Here is a 2,252-nt window from a genome sequence, read left to right on the forward strand (position 1 = left end):
GGACACGGTGGCAGCACGGTGTCACCGGGTCCGGCTGCGGCGCGCTTGCGCCGGGCCGCCCGTCCGCCGGCGGAGTGGGCCGCCGGACCTGTCATAGGCCGCGCGGGAATCAGCCGTCGGCCGTCTTGTGGCCGTGCCGGAATCAGCCGTTGGCCTTCTCGTACGCCTCGCGGATGGACGCGGGAACGCGGCCGCGGTCGTTGACCTCGTAACCGTTCTCCTTCGCCCAGGCGCGGATCGCCGCGGTGTCCTGGTTGCCACCGGAAGCGGCACGCGCCTTTCCGCGCCCGCCCGAAGCACGGCCTCCGGTACGACGACCGCCCTTCACATAAGGGTCGAGAAGGCCGCGCAGCTTGTCCGCATTGCCAGTGGTGAGATCGATCTCGTACGTCTTGCCGTCCAGCGCGAACGTCACCGTCTCGTCCGCCTCGCCGCCGTCGAGGTCGTCGACAAGAAGGACCTGAACCTTCTGTGCCACCGGATTTCCTTTCATCGATAACGTTGTTGGTCAGGGGGTGTGCGGCGTCCGCCGTTTCGCCGCCCCTGTTATATGCAGTACTGCAGTACGTCGGAAAGCAAACCGCTTTTGCCGGAAAAACACAAACCCCTGGGAGCCCCGCAGCGGACGGCCTCCGTCCGGAAACATACGCGTTTCGGACATAGGGAACCGGGGCAATGACGATCACAGATGCAGAAGCATCCGGCTGTTGCCCAAGGTGTTCGGTTTCACTCGTTCGAGACCGAGGAACTCCGCGACGCCCTCGTCATAGGAACGCAACAGCTCCGCGTACACATCGGTGTCGACCGGCGTCTCGCCGATCTCCACGAAGCCGTGCTTCCCGAAGAAGTCCACTTCGAAGGTCAGGCAGAAAACCCGGCGAACGCCGAGCCAGCGCGCGGTCTGCAGCAACTTCTCCAGCAACTGGTGGCCGACGCCGGCGCCCTTGAGGCCGGGCTTCACCGCCAGAGTGCGGACTTCGGCGAGGTCCTCCCACATGACGTGCAGCGCGCCGCAGCCGACCACCTCGGCGTTGTCGTCGCGTTCCGCGACCCAGAACTCCTGGATGTCCTCGTAAAGCGTGACGGTGGCTTTGTCGAGCAGGATGCGGTCGCGGACGTAGGCGTCGAGGAGGTCGCGCACGGCCGGGACATCGCCGGTCCGGGCCCGGCGGACGGTGAGGGCTTTTGCGGAGACTTCGGGACGCTCTGCTGACATGAGCGGACGCTATCGCCCGGCGCCGCCCTCTGCCGAGCCGGTCTCCTCTTGCGGAGCTTGTGCGGCTTCCCGTTCCCCGGCCTCGGGGGCTTCCTCTTGCCGGGCTTCGGGGTCTTCCCGGGTTTCCGGCCCCTGGACGATGCGCACGGCGTCCCGGAGGGCCTGGCGCTGTTCCTCGCTCATCATCCCGAAGAAGGCGACGAGAGCGGCTGCGGGGTTGTCGCTCTGGGACCAGGCGTCGTTCATGAGGGCGGCGGCGTACGCGGCCCGCGTCGAGACGGCCTCATATCGATAGGCCCGCCCTTCCGCCTCGCGGCGCACCCAGCCCTTCTGATGGAGATTGTCCAAAACGGTCATCACGGTGGTGTACGCGATGGAGCGTTCCTGCTGGAGGTCTTCCAGGACTTCTCGAACGGTCACCGGGCGGTTCCACTTCCACACCCGCGTCATGACCGCGTCTTCGAGTTCTCCCAATGGGCGAGGCACAGCTCAGAACAATAGTGGGAGATCCCGGCAATGGCGTGCCGGACGTGCGCCAAGGCTGCAAACGGGAACAAAAAGGGCGTACGGCTCGGAAAGCACCGCGAGGTGCGGGGAGTCGTACACCCTGATCCGGCGTCGCCGGCGAGGAGGGGGTGTGCTCAGGCGTCGCCGGCGGCGGGGGTCTTGCGCACGTTCTCCGCGCGGGCGAGGGCGGCGTCGACGGCCGCGTCCTCCTTGGCCTTGGCGGCCCCGCCCTGGGTCTTCACGATCACCCTGACCACACCGATGAAGAACACGGCCATGACGACCGGGGGCACGAGCGCGGAGACGTAGTCCATGCCCTCCAGGGTAGCCACGGGGGAACGGGCGAAAGGGGCGGGGTGGGCGAACCACCCGCACCCCCTCGAAGGGCCCTCCGACACAGCCCCTTGACCTGCGCGGACGCCGCAGGGGCCGGGCCTGCTCACCACCCTGGAGACCTTCCTGGCCTGCGACGGTTCCTGGGCGCGCACGGCACAGGCGCTGCACCTGCACGTTAACACCGTGCACTACC

At 67.5% G+C, this 2,252-nt stretch carries 4 protein-coding genes and 1 pseudogene; 1 reads left to right on the top strand and 4 read right to left on the bottom strand.

All coding sequences use genetic code 11. The features are described 5' to 3' along the window. Positions 1 to 142: 142 nt before the first annotated feature. The 4 genes from ACWEN3_RS45575 to ACWEN3_RS45590 all read right to left on the bottom strand — a co-directional run bounded on the left by ACWEN3_RS45575 (position 143) and on the right by ACWEN3_RS45590 (position 2,037). Positions 143 to 478 (bottom strand): histone-like nucleoid-structuring protein Lsr2, encoded by a 336-nt coding sequence (locus ACWEN3_RS45575; RefSeq protein ID WP_452984225.1) that lies wholly within the window; start codon positions 476 to 478, stop codon positions 143 to 145. A 204-nt stretch (positions 479 to 682) separates the two neighbouring features. Continuing rightward, positions 683 to 1,216 (bottom strand): amino-acid N-acetyltransferase, encoded by a 534-nt coding sequence (locus ACWEN3_RS45580; RefSeq protein ID WP_452984227.1) that lies wholly within the window; start codon positions 1,214 to 1,216, stop codon positions 683 to 685. A gap of 9 nt (positions 1,217 to 1,225) precedes the next feature. After that, positions 1,226 to 1,666: a BlaI/MecI/CopY family transcriptional regulator gene (locus ACWEN3_RS45585; protein WP_452984229.1), complete on the bottom strand. Its 441-nt coding sequence runs from the start codon at positions 1,664 to 1,666 to the stop codon at positions 1,226 to 1,228. 191 nt (positions 1,667 to 1,857) lie between these two features. Further along, positions 1,858 to 2,037, bottom strand: a complete 180-nt coding sequence (locus tag ACWEN3_RS45590) for a hypothetical protein (RefSeq protein ID WP_452984231.1) — start codon at positions 2,035 to 2,037, stop codon at positions 1,858 to 1,860. Between the two features lie 121 nt (positions 2,038 to 2,158). On the opposite strand from ACWEN3_RS45590, the pseudogene ACWEN3_RS45595 reads away from it, so the two are divergent. Continuing rightward, positions 2,159 to 2,252: pseudogene (locus ACWEN3_RS45595) on the top strand (helix-turn-helix domain-containing protein); the annotation flags it as partial.

The sequence above is a fragment of the Streptomyces sp. NPDC004561 genome, from assembly GCF_053602155.1.

Excerpts from the sequence above, each read along its gene's own strand:
- ACWEN3_RS45590 (WP_452984231.1), bottom strand. The coding sequence starts at position 2,037 with ATGGACTACGTCTCCGCGCTCGTGCCCCCGGTCGTCATGGCCGTGTTC.
- ACWEN3_RS45580 (WP_452984227.1), bottom strand. The coding sequence starts at position 1,216 with ATGTCAGCAGAGCGTCCCGAAGTCTCCGCAAAAGCCCTCACCGTCCGC.
- ACWEN3_RS45585 (WP_452984229.1), bottom strand. The coding sequence starts at position 1,666 with ATGACGCGGGTGTGGAAGTGGAACCGCCCGGTGACCGTTCGAGAAGTC.